Source organism: Novosphingobium sp. 18050, assembly GCF_902706195.1.
Lineage (GTDB): Bacteria > Pseudomonadota > Alphaproteobacteria > Sphingomonadales > Sphingomonadaceae > Novosphingobium.
On the sequence record NZ_CACSJO010000034.1, the window covers coordinates 1 to 16325 of the forward strand.

The 16325-nt window shown below is 66.1% G+C and carries 18 protein-coding genes; 8 read left to right on the forward strand and 10 right to left on the reverse strand.

Annotated elements, in window-relative coordinates:
• Positions 1–246 precede the first annotated feature (246 nt).
• Genes GVL61_RS21650 through GVL61_RS21660 form a run of 3 tightly spaced genes read left to right on the forward strand, consistent with a single transcriptional unit; the run spans position 247 to position 2194 of the window.
• Positions 247–1242: an adenosine kinase gene (locus GVL61_RS21650; RefSeq protein WP_159982843.1), complete on the forward strand. Its 996-nt coding sequence runs from the start codon at positions 247–249 to the stop codon at positions 1240–1242.
• A 38-nt stretch (positions 1243–1280) separates the two neighbouring features.
• Positions 1281–1787 (forward strand): hypothetical protein, encoded by a 507-nt coding sequence (locus tag GVL61_RS21655; RefSeq protein WP_159982845.1) that lies wholly within the window; start codon positions 1281–1283, stop codon positions 1785–1787.
• Positions 1784–2194 (forward strand): hypothetical protein, encoded by a 411-nt coding sequence (locus GVL61_RS21660; RefSeq protein WP_235037833.1) that lies wholly within the window; start codon positions 1784–1786, stop codon positions 2192–2194. Before GVL61_RS21655 ends, GVL61_RS21660 begins: the two co-directional genes overlap by 4 nt.
• Before the next feature lie 97 nt (positions 2195–2291).
• Here the strand turns inward: GVL61_RS21660 and GVL61_RS21665 are convergent, their stop codons facing one another.
• Both GVL61_RS21665 and purD read right to left on the reverse strand, forming a co-directional pair.
• Positions 2292–2819 (reverse strand): hypothetical protein, encoded by a 528-nt coding sequence (locus tag GVL61_RS21665; RefSeq protein WP_159982847.1) that lies wholly within the window; start codon positions 2817–2819, stop codon positions 2292–2294.
• The gene (purD, locus tag GVL61_RS21670) at positions 2812–4095 is read right to left on the reverse strand and encodes a phosphoribosylamine--glycine ligase (protein ID WP_159982849.1); all 1284 of its coding nucleotides are present in this window, start codon (positions 4093–4095) and stop codon (positions 2812–2814) included. The genes GVL61_RS21665 and purD overlap by 8 nt, the downstream gene beginning before the upstream one ends.
• A gap of 5 nt (positions 4096–4100) precedes the next feature.
• Between purD and xseA the strand changes: the two genes are divergently transcribed.
• From xseA to GVL61_RS21690, 4 genes are read left to right on the forward strand one after another with little or no spacing between them, the layout of a single operon-like run.
• Positions 4101–5606, forward strand: a complete 1506-nt coding sequence (gene xseA / locus GVL61_RS21675) for an exodeoxyribonuclease VII large subunit (RefSeq protein WP_159982851.1) — start codon at positions 4101–4103, stop codon at positions 5604–5606.
• A 21-nt stretch (positions 5607–5627) separates the two neighbouring features.
• Positions 5628–5831 (forward strand): DUF2093 domain-containing protein, encoded by a 204-nt coding sequence (locus GVL61_RS21680; protein ID WP_159982853.1) that lies wholly within the window; start codon positions 5628–5630, stop codon positions 5829–5831.
• Positions 5832–5838: 7 nt separating this feature from the next.
• Positions 5839–6735, forward strand: coding sequence for a M23 family metallopeptidase (locus GVL61_RS21685; RefSeq protein WP_159982855.1), 897 nt, complete (start codon positions 5839–5841; stop codon positions 6733–6735).
• Positions 6736–6770: 35 nt separating this feature from the next.
• Positions 6771–7793 carry an esterase-like activity of phytase family protein gene (locus GVL61_RS21690; RefSeq protein ID WP_235037834.1) on the forward strand — a complete coding sequence of 341 codons (1023 nt, stop codon included), beginning with the start codon at positions 6771–6773 and terminating at the stop codon, positions 7791–7793.
• Between the two features lie 106 nt (positions 7794–7899).
• Here GVL61_RS21690 and rpmB read toward each other — a convergent pair whose 3' ends face one another.
• On the reverse strand, positions 7900–8184 hold the full coding sequence (rpmB, locus tag GVL61_RS21695; protein ID WP_159982857.1) for a 50S ribosomal protein L28: 285 nt from the start codon (positions 8182–8184) through the stop codon (positions 7900–7902).
• A gap of 114 nt (positions 8185–8298) precedes the next feature.
• On the opposite strand from rpmB, the gene GVL61_RS21700 reads away from it, so the two are divergent.
• Positions 8299–8754 carry a nucleoside deaminase gene (locus GVL61_RS21700; RefSeq protein WP_159982859.1) on the forward strand — a complete coding sequence of 152 codons (456 nt, stop codon included), beginning with the start codon at positions 8299–8301 and terminating at the stop codon, positions 8752–8754.
• Here GVL61_RS21700 and GVL61_RS21705 read toward each other — a convergent pair.
• From GVL61_RS21705 to GVL61_RS21735, 7 genes are all read right to left on the reverse strand, one after another.
• Positions 8751–9455 carry a ribonuclease T gene (locus GVL61_RS21705; RefSeq protein ID WP_159982861.1) on the reverse strand — a complete coding sequence of 235 codons (705 nt, stop codon included), beginning with the start codon at positions 9453–9455 and terminating at the stop codon, positions 8751–8753. The genes GVL61_RS21700 and GVL61_RS21705 overlap by 4 nt on opposite strands.
• Positions 9452–10312, reverse strand: a complete 861-nt coding sequence (gene nadC / locus GVL61_RS21710; RefSeq protein WP_159982863.1) for a carboxylating nicotinate-nucleotide diphosphorylase — start codon at positions 10310–10312, stop codon at positions 9452–9454. The genes GVL61_RS21705 and nadC overlap by 4 nt, the downstream gene beginning before the upstream one ends.
• A gap of 298 nt (positions 10313–10610) precedes the next feature.
• Positions 10611–11408, reverse strand: coding sequence for a LytTR family DNA-binding domain-containing protein (locus tag GVL61_RS21715; protein WP_159982865.1), 798 nt, complete (start codon positions 11406–11408; stop codon positions 10611–10613).
• Positions 11409–11471: 63 nt separating this feature from the next.
• A complete protein-coding gene (locus GVL61_RS21720; RefSeq protein WP_159982867.1) occupies positions 11472–12632 on the reverse strand; it encodes a sensor histidine kinase in 1161 nt (386 codons plus the stop codon).
• Positions 12633–12695: 63 nt separating this feature from the next.
• A complete protein-coding gene (locus GVL61_RS21725; RefSeq protein WP_159982869.1) occupies positions 12696–13394 on the reverse strand; it encodes a DsbA family protein in 699 nt (232 codons plus the stop codon).
• Between the two features lie 44 nt (positions 13395–13438).
• On the reverse strand, positions 13439–14800 hold the full coding sequence (locus tag GVL61_RS21730; RefSeq protein ID WP_159982871.1) for a M48 family metalloprotease: 1362 nt from the start codon (positions 14798–14800) through the stop codon (positions 13439–13441).
• 122 nt (positions 14801–14922) lie between these two features.
• The gene (locus tag GVL61_RS21735) at positions 14923–16299 is read right to left on the reverse strand and encodes a hypothetical protein (RefSeq protein ID WP_159982873.1); all 1377 of its coding nucleotides are present in this window, start codon (positions 16297–16299) and stop codon (positions 14923–14925) included.
• Between the last annotated feature and the right edge of the window lie 26 nt (positions 16300–16325).

Below are 16325 nucleotides of genomic sequence, written 5' to 3' on the forward strand. Positions count from 1 at the left end.
GCGCAGGCGGACAGCAGCAGCGCCAGCGAGGCGGCCGACAGGGCTGCACGCAGGGCGCCGGAAGGGCGGCGGGGAAGGGGGCGGCTACCGGGAGTCGTCTTCGTCATGATCGGGCCGAGGCATTGCGTGCAGGCGCGGCGCTGTCAACGCTCCTTCGCCAGACCGGCGCTTGCCGAGCGGCAGGGCGCACGCTACTCGCGAGAAATACCGCTTTTCCCGAACATGAATTAAGGACTTCCTCTTCTCATGACGCAACCCAAGCTGGACGTCATCGCCATCGGCAATGCCATCATCGACGTGATCGCCAACTGCCCCGACGCCCTGATCGACGAGCTGGGCTTGGCGCATGGCGGCATGCAGTTGATCGATGCAGACCAGGCGCGCACTCTCTACGCCGCGATGGGGCCGGCCCGCGAAGTCTCTGGCGGTTCGGCTGCCAACACCCTCGCCGGCCTTGCCGCGCTGGGCGCCAAGTGCGGTTTCATCGGCCAGGTCGCGCAGGACCAGCTGGGCGAAGTCTTCACCCACGATATCCGGGCCGCAGGCATCGAATTCACGGTGCCCGCCCGCGCCGGAGAGACACCGACCGCGCGCTGCCTGATCTTCGTGACGCCGGACGGCCAGCGCACGATGAACACCTTCCTCGGCGCCTCGCACCTGCTTTCCGAAGACATGGTGGACGATGCGGCGATTGCCGATGCCGCCGTGCTCTATCTCGAAGGCTACCTGTGGGACCCCGCGCAGCCGCGCGTGGCCATGCGCAAGGCGATCGCGGCGGCGCGCGCCGCCGGACGCAAGATCGCTTTCAGCCCGTCCGAATCCTTCATCATCGACATGCATCGCCTCGATTTCCTGTCGCTGATCGACGACGGCCTGATCGACCTCATGTTCTGCAATGAACCGGAAATGGCCACGCTGACCGGTGAGTCCGGGTTCGAGGAAGGGCTTGCCATGCTCTCCGCCAAGGTTCCGGTCCTCGTCGTCACCAAGGGCGCCGATGGCGCCGTGGCACTGGCAGGCGGCGAGCGTGCCGAAGTGGCGGCGCAGCCGATCGACAAGGTGGTGGACACCACCGGCGCGGGCGATCTGTTCGCCGCCGGCTTCCTCTACGGCCATGTACGCGGCAAGAGCCTGCAGGACTCCCTGCGCATGGGTTCGATATGTGCGAGCGAGATCATCTCGCACTACGGCGCGCGGCCCGAATGCGATCTCGCGGACTTCGTCGCCCAGCGCATGGGTTAAGGGCCGGTAGCGACCCGAAACGGAAAAAGGACCACGGCTTGAGCTGTCCGACGCTGATCGATTTCGAAGCGAGTTGCCTGCCCGAATATGGGCAGTCCTATCCCATCGAGGTCGCCGTGGCGCGAACCGACGGCTCAAGCCGGGCCTGGCTGATCCGTCCGGCCGACCAGTGGCGCTACTGGGACTGGTCGGACGAGGCCGAGGCCCTGCACGGCATCAGCCAGGAAATGCTCGAAGCCGAGGGCCTGCCGCCCGCGCAGGTCCTGTCCGAAATGACCGAGTTCATCGAGGACTGCCCGGTCTATGCCGATGCAGACCTCGACCAGTACTGGCTGGAAGTCCTGTGCCAGGCCGTGCACGCGAAACTGCCGTTTCCGGTGCACTATCTCGGCGAATTCCTGCGGGAGGGCGGCTTCACCCGCCCGCAGGTGGTTGCCGCGCTGGAGGAGGCCAAGCGCCGCCTTCCCAAGGAACACCTCGCCCGCGAAGACGCCAAGCGTCTTGCCATGGTGGTGAAGCTGCTGGTCGACGGCGAGGTTTCGTGACCGTACTGCGGGACGCGACGATGGTGCGCATCCATGTGCCCGTCGCGTCGGAAACCCTCACCGCGATGCTGGCGGGCGACGGCACTGCCGCCGAGCGAGATCCGGTTCTTGCCGCCCTGCTGGGGGTGATCCGGGGACAGAACCCCTTGGGCGATTTCGGGCTCTACAGCGGTGTGACCGAGATCGCGCCGGGCTGGGAAGCATTCCGCTCCGGCCCCAATGCAGCGCCGACGCTGGGCGCGGCGGGGGCCGCCAGCCTCTCGCCCACGGTGATCCTGACAACTTACGCGCCGTGCCCGCCGGGCGACCCGGCGCTGCTGGCGGCGATCGGGCAGGTGATGGACGTCCATCCCTGGGAAGTGCCGGTGGTGGAAGTCACGCCGACTCAGCTGGCCTGGAGAGGCTGACCCTGTCCTCCTGCGAAACGCGCAGGTGAGCGCCCGAAGGGTGACGGAGGAGACTCTCGCTTGACGCGAAGTATGAACCGGCCGCCAATCCCCTTCGTCAGCGCTCCGCGCTGCCATTTGCCCGAATCGGCGAGGATGCGCTTAGTGCGCCGCGCTGCGCCGTTTCCAGCTGCGCGGCGCATTGTGCCTTACGCTGTTCACGCGCTTCGGTCAGGGCCTGCGCCGTCTGCGAGGGCAGGGCGCAGTCCTGTGCCGGACGGACGGGGTGCTTGGCAAGGCAGCCGCTGCGGGTGCTGAACAGGTTGTCGGCGCAGTCCTCGAAAGCGGACTGGTCGGCGTCGTGCATCGTCTGGCAGGTCAGGGTCCAGCGCTGCTTGTACGCGCTCTCCGCGAAATCCACGCATGCCCCGTAATCGGCCTGAGCCGCCGCCTCGCGCCGGGCGTGTTCGGCCAGGGCGCGGGACTGCTGCTGCTCGTGCGACTGGCGCTGCGTCATCTCCTGAGTCTGGCGGCGCACGTCCTGCGCCGGCAGGTAGATGCCGTAGTAGTACCCCACGCCGCTGCCGGCGAGGAGCGCGGCCACGGCGAGGGATATCTTCAGGATCGGGTCGGCGTGCTTAAGCATCGGCGCCTTCGCGCGCCACTTCGCGCCAGCCGATGTCCCGGCGGCAGAACCCGCCCGGAAAATCGAGCGCGTCGACAGCGCCGTAAGCCCTGGCCTGCGCTTCGGTCACGGTCTTCGCCCGCGCCGTAACGCTCAGCACACGCCCGCCGCTGGCCACCAGCTTTCCCTCGCGAAGCGCGGTGCCGGCGTGGAACACCTTTGCCCCGTCCGCCTCGGCCGCTTCGATGCCGCCGATCGCGCCGCCCTTTTCAGGCGTGCCGGGATAGCCGTTCGCGGCCATCACTACGGTCAGCGCCGCGTCGCTGGAGAAGCGCGGCGGCTCGATCGCGGCAAGGCGGTTCTCAGCGCAGGCGTGGAGCAGTTCGACAAGATCCGATTCGAGCCGCATCAGCATCACCTGACATTCGGGATCGCCGAAGCGGCAGTTGTATTCGATCAGTTCCGGGCCTTTGGCGGTCAGCATCAGGCCCAGGAACAGAACGCCGGAATAGGGCATCCCCTCGTCCGCCAGGGTCTTGACGGTGGGGGCGATGATGCGCGTCATCGCCAGTCCTTCCAGCTCCGGCGTCAGCACCTTGGCGGGGCTGTAGGCACCCATGCCGCCGGTGTTGGGGCCGGTATCGCCGTCGCCCACGCGCTTGTGGTCCTGCGCCGATCCGAAGGGGACGATGGTGGAGCCGTCGGTCAGCGCGAAGAAGCTGGCTTCCTCGCCTTCGAGGAATTCCTCGATTACCGCTTCCGCGCCGGCTTCTCCGAAACGGCCCGCGAAAATGTCCAGCACTGCCGCTTCGGCTTCGGCCATGGTCATCGCCACGGTCACGCCCTTGCCGGCGGCAAGGCCATCGGCCTTGATGACCACCGGAGCGCCGAATTTCGCCAGCGCAGCCATGGCGTCGGCCTGATTCGATACGCGCTCATAGCCGCCGGTGGGGATGTTTGCGCGGGCGCAAAGGTCCTTGGTGAAACCCTTCGAGCCTTCGAGCTGGGCGGCCGCCTTGCTGGGGCCGAACACCGCGAACCCTTCGCCGCGCAAGGAATCGGCAAGGCCGTCCACCAGCGGCGCCTCGGGGCCGACGACGACGAGGCCGATCACGTTCGCCTCGCAGAAGACCAGCACGGCGGCATGGTCGGTCACGTCGAGGGAAATACACGTCGCCAGCTCGGAAATGCCGGGATTGCCGGGCGCGGCCCACAGGGTATCGCAGCGCGGGGATTGCGCCAGCTTCCACGCCAGCGCATGTTCGCGGCCGCCCGAGCCCAGTAGCAGGATGTTCATTTCCCGTGCCTTCCGATCAGTTCTTCTACGACGATGATGACGCCGATGGTCGTAATGGGGGGCTGGTAGCGAAGGAGAGCGCAGGCGACAACGCCGCGCCGCTCTCGATCAGCGAGATTTCGAACCTGCTCAAGCGCACGGTGGAGGACCGATTCGGCTTCGTACGCCTGCGCGGTGAACTTTCCGGCGTGAAGCGTGCGGCTTCCGGCCACCTCTACTGCGCGCTCAAGGACGACAAGGCGCTGATCGACGGGGTGATGTGGAAAGGCGGCGCCCAGCGCCTGGCCTTCCGCCCCGAGGACGGCATCGAGGTCATCGCCACCGGCAAGCTGACCACCTATCCCGGCCGCTCCAAGTACCAGATCGTCATCGAATCGATGGAGATCGCGGGCGAGGGCGCGCTGCTGGCGCTGCTGGAAAAGCTGCGGCTGCGCCTTGCCGCCGAGGGCCTGTTCGCGCCCGAGCGCAAGCGCGCGCTGCCGTTCCTGCCGCAAGTGATCGGCGTGGTGACATCGCCCACCGGCGCAGTGATTCGCGACATTCTCCACCGCCTGGCGGACCGTTTCCCCAGCCAGGTGCTGGTCTGGCCGGTGCTGGTGCAGGGCGAAGGCGCCGCGAAGCAGATCGCCAACGCGGTGCGCGGATTCTCTGACATCCAGCCCGGCGGGCCGGTGCCGCGTCCCGATCTGGTGATCGTGGCGCGCGGCGGCGGCTCGATCGAGGACTTGTGGAGCTTCAACGAGGAAGTGGTCGTGCGCGCGGTCGCCGAATCGACAATCCCGGTGATCTCGGCGGTCGGGCACGAAACCGACACCACCCTTTGCGATTATGCCGCAGACCGCCGCGCGCCCACGCCCACCGCCGCGGCGGAAATGGCGGTGCCGGTGCGCGGCGAACTCGCCAATCAGATCGACGAAATGGCGCTGCGCATGCGCCGCTGCGCGCTGCGCCCGGTCACGCTGGGACGCGAGCGGCTGGAAGCACGGGTCCAGCGCCTGCCTAAACCCGATGCGATCCTCGCCGCCAAGGCGCAGAAGCTGGACGAACTGTCCGAACGTCTGCGCCGGGGCCTGCGCGATGAAGCGGCGGCCAAGCGCGAGGCGCTGCACCGCGTCGCCGGAAAGCTGTCCCTCCCGCTGCTGCGCCACCGCGTGCAGTCCTGCGAAGAGCGGTTGGCCCGCACCGGCCTGACCCCGCGCCTGCTGGAACGCCGCTGGATTCTGGCGCGTGACGCTCTTGCTCCTGTTTCCCGCGTGCTGCCGCAGCTCGACCCGCGCCTGCCGCTCCAGCGCGGCTATGCACTGGTGAAGACCGCCGCAGGAGCAGCCCTGACAAGCCGCGAGGCAGCGCAGCGCGAGGGAAATCTGGTCATCGAGTTCCGCGATGGCGAACTCTCGGTCGTGGCGGGTGAGGGTACGGCTCCGCCGCCGCCTGTGGTGCCGCCGCCGCCACGCAAGGCGCCGCGACCGGCTTCCTCCCCCCCGCGACAGGACGATTTGTTCGGATCGTGATGCTCTGCTAAGGACTGTTTCATGCTGATGTCTTCTGCAGATCGCCCCGCCAAGCTCGCCTACGGACCCAATGGGTTCCGCGTGCTCAGTGCCGGCCACTACGTCACTTGCGCCGTCACCGGCGAGAAGATCGCGCTCGAATTCCTGCGCTACTGGAGCGTTGAGCGTCAGGAGCCTTACGCCACGGCCGAAATCGCCACCAAGCGCCTCCTCGGACAAGCCTGATCGGCGCATGACCCGTTACAGGCGCGGCTTCGCAATTTCGCTCGTCGCCGTGCTGGGCGCAGCGCTCGCGGCGCCGGCAGTTATCCGTGCCGCCGCGACCCGTTCCGGCGTGGCGCCGGTGGCCCCGGCCGCAGCGCCCCGGCCCGTCATATTGCCCTTCACCGGCGAACTGACGCAAGGGGGCTGGATTCGCGGCATTCTGCCAGCGGGTATGCGCTCGCTCTCGCTTGACGGAACGCCGGTAAAGGTCGCGCCGGATGGCGGGTGGTTCGCCGCGTTCGACCGGGATGCCGGTTCGCTGGCGCTGCTGCGCACGGTTTTGGCCAATGGCACCATCGGCGAACAGCGCCTTACCGTCTCCCCGCGTGCCTGGAACATCGAGAACGTCAACATCGCCCGCAGCCCCGGCGGCCCGAGCGAGGCGTTCATGGCGTTGCGCCGCCCCGAGCTTGCCCGGATCGATGCGGCGCGGACGCTCGTCACAGATGCGCAGGGCTGGCGCCAACGCTTTGTCTGGCCGGCCAAGGGCCGCATTTCCGGCCGCTTCGGCGCGCAGCGCGTCTATCGCGGTGAGCCGGGAGCCTATCACTCGGGCCTCGACATCAGCAGCGGCACCAGCGGCACGCCTTTTGTGGCCCCGGCTGACGGCGTGGTGATTCTCGCGGCGGAAAAGCCCTTTACGCTGGAGGGCAACCTCCTGATGCTGGACCACGGCATGGGCCTCAACAGCGCTTTCCTGCACTGCTCGCAGATCCTTGTGAAAGAGGGCGATCATGTGAAGCAGGGGCAGGTGATCGGCCGGATCGGGATGACTGGCCGCGCCACCGGCCCGCACCTGCACTGGTCGATCAAGTGGAACGATGCCCGCTTGGACCCGCTGTTGTTCCTCGGCCCGATGAACTGACTGCGCGCCGGGTTGCCATCCCGGCGTTTCCCCCTATGCACCGCGTCGTGCGCCGCAGCATTGCCCTCCTGACCATTGCCCCCGTGCTGCTCTTGCTTACCTGGGGCCGCTCGCCTGTTCCGCCCGAGAGCAAGGAAACGCATGTCACGCTTACGGTGACGCCGGAAGTATTGCCATCCCGGCAGGTGCTAGGCGCATATCTCGGCCCGTTCAGGATGGACGGCGCCTGGCAGATTTCTTCCATCAATCCCCGCGTATTCGGTTATTCGGCGCTTGTGGCGCAGCCCGATGGACGGTTGCTGGCGTTTAACGACGGCGGTGCGGTTCTGTCGTTTTCGCCGCCGGGAGCCCCCGCTACAAGGCCCATGGCGAAATGGCTGCCGCTTACCGGGCGCGAAAGCGAACGGGGTGGACAGGACGTGGAATCGGCTGCGCATGATCCCAGAACCGGGCGCTACTGGCTGGGGCTGGAGGGCCTGAACGAGATCGTACGGCTTTCGCCAAAGCTGGAGGAAACCGGCCGGGTGATACCCAAGGCGATGGCAGGATGGGGCGGGAATACCGGCGCCGAGGCGATGACGCGGCTGCCTGATGGTCGTTTCGTGGTGATCCGAGAAGTGACGCCGTCATGGTCCGAATCGCGGCTGCACGATGCGCTGCTGTTTTCCGGCGATCCGATCGAACATCCAAAAGCACGCAGGTTCAGCTTCGATGGACCGGACAACTTCTCGGTCGTCGACATGGCCATGCTGCCCGACGGACGCGCGCTGATTCTCATGCGGCGGTTGCTATGGCCGATGCCGCTACGTTTTGCGGGGCGAATCGTCATCGTCGATACCGCGAAGATTCGGCCCGGCACGGTGCTTCGCTCAGCCACGCTCGCATCGCTGGCCTCGGTTCTGCCGGTCGACAATTTCGAAGCGATCGCGGCAGTGCCGCAGGTGGATGGCCGCATCACCGTGTGGGTGATGTCGGACGATAACAAGATGCGGGTTCTGCAGCGGACCTTGTTGTGGAAGCTGTCGGTCGATCCGGCAAAGCTGCCCTGGCCGAAATAAGCATCGCCGCAGCCAATAGCACACGCGAAAAAGCGCGCGAAGCACAGCTTCGCACGCTTTTTCAAGCCAGTATCCTGACGTGCTCTCCCTAGGGAGAGCTACGCAATCAGGCTGCCTGCTTCTTCTTCAGCTCGCGCTTCACCTTGACGGCGTTCGACGAAAGCTTCGTGTCCGAGGTCTTCAGCAGCCAGTTGTCCAGGCCGCCGTTGTGCTCGACCGAACGCAGGCCATGCGTCGAGACGCGGAACTTGAAGCTACGCTCCAGGCCGTCCGACAGCAGAGTCACGTTCTGCAGGTTGGGAAGGAAGACGCGCTTGGTCTTGTTGTTGGCGTGGCTGACGTTGTGGCCAACCTGGCGGCTCTTGCCAGTCAGTTCGCAGATGCGGGACATAACTACTCTCGCTCGAAAAAATCTGTTGCCGTAGAAACGGGAAGGCGCGCCATTAGCGATTCCCTTACGCAAGGTCAAGTTGCACACAGGTTTTTGGCAGGCTAGCGCAAAACCATGACTCGTTGGCCCCTTCCCGAATACATGGCACAGGCTCTTTCGCAAGCTCGCGAGGCCGCGATCTCGGGCGAAGTGCCCATCGGGGCCGTCGTGGTGAAAGACGGCGCGGTAATCGCCCTGGGCCGCAATGGCCCGCGCGAGAAGCATGACCCTACCAGCCACGCGGAAATCGAAGCGATTCGCGCAGCTGCCCGGATTCTGGGCAACGAACGCCTTGAAGGCTGCGAACTGTGGGTCACGCTGGAGCCTTGTGCGATGTGCGCCGGAGCCATCGCCCATGCCCGCATCGCCAAGCTCTACTACGGTGCCTCAGATCCCAAGGGCGGGGCGGTTGAGCATGGTGCACGGGTGTTCGAGCATCCGCAGTGCCTGCACCGGCCTGAGGTCTATACCGGCATCGGGGAGGCCGAATCGGCCGAACTGCTGCGGGGGTTTTTCCGCGAGCGGCGCTAAAGCCCGCGCCAGATCTTCAGGGGCGTTGAATCGGCCGGGCCGAACTGGCGGGAGCTGCACCGCCCGGGGCGGAAGTCCTTGCCGTAGCAGAGGCGGACTTCGCGCAGCCATCCGGTGCGGCTCATCTCCATCCCGACCGATTCGCGGCGCCAGCCCCGATTCGCCGCGAGAAATTCCTCCCGCAGGTCACCGGCGGTCAGGCCCTTCTTGCGCGAGAGGCGATCGACGTCCGGCCAGTGGACCGAGCGCCACAGGATCGCGCTGACGCGGAAATATTTCTCCGGCGTCCGGGTCATGCAGCTGCCGTGTTTGGCCCATTCATGCGCCAGCAGGGTGGGGGAGGGCGTCATGCACAGATGCTCGCGCAGCACCTGCGGCGAGGGGCTGGCCTGCGCCCCGCACCACTGCGGCGAAGGCCCGCGCGCCGATTCGGGCCAGAGACCATGCAGGATGAAGCCGAATCGTCCGTTCGCCTTCGCGCACTGCATCGACCGGGTATCGCCGCTGGTCTTGCAGTAGTCCGGCGACCAGCTTGCCGCGAGGGTATAGGCCGTGATCGGCGTGCGCCGCACCGGGCCGTCAGGGGCGATCGGCCGCATGGGCGCAATCGTGGAGGGCACCGAGCACTGGTAAGCCTGCGCCAGCACCGCAGAGGGCATCGCGGCGAGCAAAGCCGCTGCGAGCGCCCCCGCAGCCCTCATAGCGGCGTGAAGTCCAGGCCGATGTCGGCAGCCGGTGCGCTCTGGGTCAGGCGGCCTACCGAGACGAAGGTGACGCCCGTCGCGGCGATGGCGCCGATGGTGGCAAGGTTGACGCCGCCCGAAGCCTCAGTCGGCACACGCCCGGCGACCAGCGCGACCGCCTCGCGCAGCATGTCGGGCCCCATGTTGTCCAGCAGCAGGTGATGCGCGCCCGCTGCGATGGCCGGTTCGATCTGGTCGAGGCGGTCGACCTCGCAGATGATCTGTGAAACACCCGCCGCCTTGGCCCGCGCCACCGCAGGCCCGACGCCGCCGGCGACCAGCACATGGTTGTCCTTGATCATCGCCGCGTCCCACAGGCCCATGCGGTGGTTGCGGGCGCCGCCCTGACGCACCGCGTATTTCTCCAAATGGCGAAGGCCGGGGATCGTCTTGCGCGTGTCCAGCAGCGTTCCATGGCCGCCCATCGCGTCTACGTATTCGCGCGTCATCGTGGCGATGCCGGAAAGATGCTGCACGGTGTTGAGGGCACTGCGCTCCGCAGTGAGCATGGCGCGGGCGTTGCCGGTCATGCGCATCAACTCGGACCCGGCCGGAACCTGAGCACCCTCCGAGACGAGAATTTCGATCTCCATCGCCGGGTCGAGCTTTTTGAAGAATGCCGCTGCGATGGGAAGGCCCGCGACGGTGATCGCATCGCGCGAATCCATCACACCGGAAAACCGGGCCTCGGCCTCGATCACGCTTTGCGAGGTGACGTCGACGCCGCCGCCGGGAAGGCCGACGCCAAGATCCTCGGCAAGGGTTGCGTCGACGAAGGCGGCGAGGTCGAAACCGTGGATCGAGAACGAAGTCATGTCCGCGTCTTTTGCGCGTTCGTCAGGCGTTGTCGAGTGAAGAAGGGGTAGTCCTGGGGCCATCGCCCCAGACCCCGGGAATGTCGGCGCCGTGCGCGGCTCGGCGTTTGTGGTTTTTGAGAGGGGGCCGGGTTGTTCTTGCGGCGAAGCCGCATTCCATATCGACGCTGCGTTTGACGCTACCTCGATACATAGCCTGCGGCGCGGAGGGACGGGCCTTGTCCGGCGCCTCTGCACGCGCAGCGACGACGGTAATGGGGTGCAGGGGCGATGGCCCCTGCGTCTTTCCCTCAAAAACTCAGTGAACGAACCGCGCAATCACATCCCGGTACGAGCGCGAGACCTTCACCTGCGCGCCCGAATCCAGCACCAGGAAGCATTCCCCGTTCGTGTGCGGCTTCACCTGACGCACCTGATTGAGGTTCACGATCGTCGAGCGGTGCACGCGCTGGAACACCCGCGGGTCCAGCCTGCGTTCGAGGTCTTTCATCGTCTCGCGCAGGATCAGCGAGTTGTCGGCGGTGCGGATGCACATGTAGTCGCCGGCGGCTTCGATGTGTTCGATCGAATCGACATCGATGCGGAAGATCTGGCCGCGATCCTTGATGTTGATGAGCTTTTCGTAGCGGTCAGCGCCCGGATCGGTTTCCTCGGGCATGTGGTCGACCGCGTCGGGGGCCACTTCGGCGAGGACGGTCTTGAGCTTTTCGGCTTCTTCGGACGAGCGCTTTTCAGCAAGGCGCTGGCGGACGCGGGCGAGGGTATCGTCCAGCTTGCTCTCGTCCACCGGCTTCATCAGGTAGTTCACCGCGTTCGCTTCGAAGGCGCGGACGGCGTGTTCCTGATAGGCGGTGACGAAGACGAACAGCGGCGGTTCGATTTCCATCACGCCCTTGACCACGGAGAAGCCGTCGAAGCCGGGCATCTGGATGTCGAGGAAGACGAGGTCGGGTTTCTCCGTCTTGATCTTTCGGATCGCCTCGCGCCCGTTGGCGCATGTGTCGATGATCTCGACATCAGGGTATTTTTCGAGGCGCAGTTGCAGCCCCTGGATGGCGAGTTTCTCGTCGTCGACAAGGATCGTGCGAATGGTCATCAGTTGTTTTCTCCGGACCGGCAAACGCGTGCGGGTCCAAATTGTTTCATCGCCAGAGATTAATCATCGTGCCGCCTGATACTGGCGGGCGGGTTCGCTGATGTCCTGCGTGGGTTCGCGGCGTTCGACGGGTAGCTCGATGACGACCGCGAAGCCGCCTTCCAGCGGCTCGACCGTCTCGAAGCGGTGGTTTTCGCCATAGGCCTGCGACAGGCGGTCACGAATATTCGCCAAGCCGACGCCAGTCGAAACCGGCTCCCCTCCATCGTAGGTCATGCCCGATAATCTGTTGTCGGTCGTAGGGCTTTGCAAGCCCGGCCCGGTGTCGGAGACGGTGATGCGAAGCATCGGGCCGACGAGTTGCGTGGCGATGGTGATCTCGGCCCCCATCTCCTGCTGGCTGACCGCGTACTTGATGGCGTTTTCCACCAGCGGCTGGAGCAGCAGCGAGGGCAGCAGCGCGGTTTCGGTGGAGGTGTCGATGTCGAAAGTGGTGCGCAGGCGTTCTTCGAAGCGCATCCGCTCGATGTCGAGGTAGAGCTGCAGCGTTTCCACCTCCTGCGCGACGGTGACGCGCGCGGAGGGTTTGTTGACCAGCGTGTAGCGCAGGAACGAGGACAGGCGGCTGAGCATCGCGTTGGCCGGCTCGGTCTGTTTGAGCAGTACCAGCGTCGATATCGAGTTCAGGGTGTTGAACAGGAAGTGCGGGTTGAGCTGGTAGCGCAGCATGGCCAGCTGGGCGCTGGTCGCCTGGTTTTCCAGCCGGATCAGCTGGTCGTTCTGTTCTTCCACCTGGAGGTAGAAATTGACCATGTAATAGAGCGCGGTCCAGGCGCCCAGCAGCGTGGCGTCCAGATAGAACACGCCCAGGAACAGCAGGGTGAAGCTGGCGTCGCCTTCTACCCGCCAGAGCGACACCACCCAGGCGTCGATGAAGGCGTGCAAGCCCACCGCAAAGGGCAGGATCAGTGCGGTCAGCCCCCATGTGACGAGCGCGCGCCGGGTGATGAGACTGCGGAAGATCACCGAAAGCACGAGCGAGATCGAGAAGCCGGTGATCGTCGCGATCAGGACCAGCACCAGCGAGGCCAGCGGCAGGTCGTTGGCGACCGCCGACATCGTGCGCAATACGAAGGCGCCGCCCCACCCCACGAACTGGAGGCGCCAGAAGGCCCTGTCCTTGTTGGCGAAAAAGGGGATCGGCTGGATGGGCAGGACGCTCATGGGGCCAGCCTAGCCGAACTTACGCGAAAGCTGAAATCGGACTGGGACGGTCATCGTCCGTTATCAACTTCCGCGCGCGGCCTTCACCGCGTCGGAGAGCTGGTCGATGCCCACGGCGCCGGCGATCAGCTTGTCGCCCGCGATCCAGCTGGGGGTGCCGGAGAAGCCGAGGCGCTGGGCGATCTCGAGGTTGCGGGCCAGTTCGGCCTCGACCGTGGGGCTGGCGGCGATGCGGCGGGCGCGGTCCATGTCGAGGCCGATTTTCTGCGCGACCGTCTCGATGGTGGGTTCGTCGACTTGCCCTGCGGCGAACATGGCGTCGTGGAATTGCGGGTACTTGCCCTGCTCGGCTGCGGCGAGCGCCATCTTGGCGGCGGCCGGGCTGTGCGGGCTGATGATCGGCAGTTCGCGCACGACGATGCGCAGGTCGGGGTTCTTCGCGATCAGCTGGGTAACGTCGCCCAGGCTCTGGCGGCAATACCCGCAGGCGAAATCGGTGAATTCGACCAGGGTGACCTTGCCGTTCGGGTTGCCCAGGATGGCGCCGGGGAACGGCGTCTCCACGTTCTGGCGCACACCGGCAAGTGCCTGCGAGGCCTGGCGCTTCTGGAGAACTTCCATCGCCTGCGGCAGGATTTCGGGGTGATCGAGGATGTAGTCGTGGACGACATGTTCGACCGCGCCGCGCCCGCCGTACCAGCCTCCCGCGCCTACCAGCACAAGGCCTGCGGCGATCATTGCGAACTTGGCGGTGTTGCCCATTATTGTCCTGTCGATTTCATATGCGAATTGCGCTTGAAGCAGCCTTAGCGGCGCTTCTTGCTGCGTTCCAGTTCGGCGCGGGCCTGCATTTCGATGTCCTGAGCACGCAGCCAGTCGGGGGTGCCGTTGGTCAGCCCGCCTTCGGCGGCCTGTGCGCTGCGCAGCGCTTCTTCCATGTTGCCCGACATCACCTGCTGTTCGGCGCTGGCGAGATAGGCGCGCGGCATGTCGCCGTTGGCGGCGTAGATGACGCCGAGTTGATACCAGGCGAAGGGATTTTCGCGGTCGCGGGCGACGGCGGTTTTCAGGACTTCCTGCGCTTCCTTGAAGTTGGCTGCGTCCTCGGTGGCGATCAGGGCGTGACCGAACAGGGTGGCGATCAGCGGGGCATTGCCGGAAAGTTCGGTTGCCTTGCGCAGCGGCACCATTGCCTCGGCGGGCTTGCCTGCTTCGAGCAGGATCTGGCCGTCGAGTTCGAGGAAATAGGGGTCGTTCGGATCGGTGGCGATCAGCGCTTCGGTTTCCGCGCGGGCCTCGTCGAACTGCGATTCGCGGTGAAACGCATAGGCGCGGGCATAGCGGGCGGGCACCGAATTGTCGGTCATCGGGAACTTGCGCATGACCTCGCGCGGGGTGGCGAGGTAGCCGAACAGCTTGGCCTTCACGCGCAGGAAGCGCTTCTGGATCGCCGCGTCGTCCGGCTTGTTCCAGGCGGGGTCCTTTTCATACGTATCCTGGAGCGTGGCGATACGGTCCCCGGTCAGCGGGTGGCTGGAATAGAATTCATCGCCGTCCTTGGGGCGGTAGCCATAGCGAAATTCCATGCTCTGCAGCTTCTTGAAGAATTCCACCGAGCCGCGCCCGCTGATCCCCGCCGCGGACAGGTACTGCGCGCCCGCCGCATCGGCGGATGCCTCCTGCGATCGGTTATAGGCCAGATATTTGCCCATGGCTGCCGACTGGCCCGCCATGATGACGCCCATCGCCGCCTCGCCGCCGCCCGCAGCGGCAGCGGCCGCGCCCAGCAGCAGCGAGAGCAGCGAGATATTGGTCGCGCTTTTACCGCCCATGTTCAGCACGGCGTGGCCGCCGGTGACGTGGCCGAGTTCGTGGGCGATCACGCCCTGCACTTCGGAGGCGGTGTCGGCCTCGTCGATAAGGCCGGAATTGACGTAGACTGCCTGCCCACCGGCGACGAAGGCGTTCACCGACCCGTCGTTGACCAGCACGATGTCGACATTGTTCACGCCCAGCCCCGATGCTTTCACCAGCGGCGCGGCCATGTCGTGCAGCAGGGCCTCGGTTTCGGCGTCGCGCAGGATCGACTGCGCGCTCGCGGGGACGGCGGACAGGCCGAGCAGCGCGGGAATCGCGAGGATCAATGCGGGAATTCGCAGCTTCGGCATCGTTCCTCTTGGGGACCGGACGGGCTTAACCGGCGATGAAGACGCCGGCGGGATCGTCCCTGTCTAAAGAGGGTGGGGGCGCGAGGGAAGCCTTGCAAGGCCCCCGTCGTCCCGGATCGCGATCAGCCCAGCAGGTGCCGCGCCGCCCGCTGGAGCAGGGCGTCGTCACCGCTGACTTCACCCACCAGCACCACTTCGCCGCTTTCGAGGCGGCGGGCGACCAGCACGGTGAATTCCTCGCCCTCGCCGCCGAGCGTTGCCATTGGCCGTGCCTCCAGCGCGCGCAGGCCCTTTACCAGACGTTCGCGGGCATTGGCGGGCGCCTTGACCTTGCCGTCTTCCTCGCGGCGCAGGCGGCGTTCTTCGCGCACCAGTGCCTTGAGACCGCCCGGGGTGGCGCCGAGGTGGTCGGCGAAGGTGCCGCGCCCCAGACCGATGCGGCGGCCGTGGGCGATGACGGCCGCGAATTCGGTGAGGCGGGTCTTGTCGTAGTCGGCACCGAAGACCAGCTTGACCAGCGGGATCAGCGGGGCGCGTTCCTGTGCCTTGAGGCCGGCGTCCTCGACCAGTTCGGCAAAGTCTTCCGGCGCGTCGACGGCGGCCAGTGCAAAATCGTAGGCGCGCCCGATCGCATCGTAGAGCGACTGGTGCGAGCGTTCCTCGCTCCCTCGTGCAAGCAGCGCCAGTTCGCGGGCCGAGGCCAGCCAGTCGGCAAGGCCCAGGTCTTCCACGGAGCCCAGGCCTTCCTCGGTCAAAGCGGAAGGTTCGTCGTCCATGGCAAAGCCGGGGCGCGGCAGCTCCATCGGCGAATAGTGTTCGATCGGCGGGTAGTGTATGTCGATCGGGTCAAGCTCGGCAGGGCCGTTCGCCCATTCGGTCAGCGGTTCGAACCCGCGCAGCATGGCGGGGCGAGGGTCGCGCGGCTGGGTGCGCACCGGGGGATCGACGTCGAGCTGTGCGGCGCGTTCCTTCCAGTTGATGACGCCGTAGATGAAGTCGATCCTGCTGCCGTCTCGCGAGAACGGCAGCAGAATGCCGCGATAGAGGATCGTCACGTCCGCGTGATTGACGAATTCCGCCTCGAAGCCGATCGGCGCTTCGTTGGCGATGATCTGCATGTAGTGGTCGGTGATGCGCGAGAGCAGCGAGCGGGTGGGAACCTGCGCCAGCGTGTGAATCGGGCCATCGGCGCCGCATTCGTCCGCCAGCAGTGTACCAAGATAGGCGATCGCCGGATTTGCGAAGTCGCTGCCCCCTGTGAAGTCGAGCAGGACGCTGCGCGGGCCGAAATCGGGGAGGTTTTCCGGCTTCAGGTCGGCGATGTCGGGGAAAGTGCGCGTGCCCAGCAGGCCGGCCCAGAAATTGTAGGCGCGCACCTGCATGCGCCGCTCGTCATTGGCGACAACCGGAGCGCGCGCGCCGGAATCGGTGTTCTCCGCGATGGTCGGGCCTGTGTCCGGTTCGTCCTGGCCGGGAAACTGGCCGTGCACTGTATCCATGTCGAAATCCCGACTCGTCTCTGCTG